The following is a 230-nucleotide window of genomic DNA, read 5'->3' as shown; positions in this document are numbered from 1 at the left end:
CTGTCAGGCGTTATCCTGCCAGACAATGACTGGGCAAAGGTTGCAGAAGGCATGAACATGAAGGCCTTCACTGTTCACGACAAGGCTGAATTCCAAGCAGCTGTAGAAGAATGGAAGAAGATGGACGGCCCAGCCTTCATCGACGTTAAGTACACCAAGCACATGGCTTACTCAACTGAACTGAACACCCTGGACGACCCAGAATTCGTGAAGTACTACCACGCAGAAGC

At 50.4% G+C, this 230-nt stretch carries 1 protein-coding gene; it reads left to right on the top strand.

The window, feature by feature from the left end; all coding sequences use genetic code 11:
- Positions 1 to 230: thiamine pyrophosphate-dependent enzyme (locus lacNas_RS11655; protein WP_244661468.1), on the top strand; the 230-nt coding region annotated here is incomplete at both ends.

The organism is Lactobacillus nasalidis (assembly GCF_016587775.1).
Classification (GTDB): Bacteria; Bacillota; Bacilli; order Lactobacillales; family Lactobacillaceae; genus Lactobacillus; species Lactobacillus nasalidis.
The sequence above is the reverse complement of the archived record's forward strand: the minus strand, read 5'-3'. Positions and strand labels throughout refer to the sequence as shown.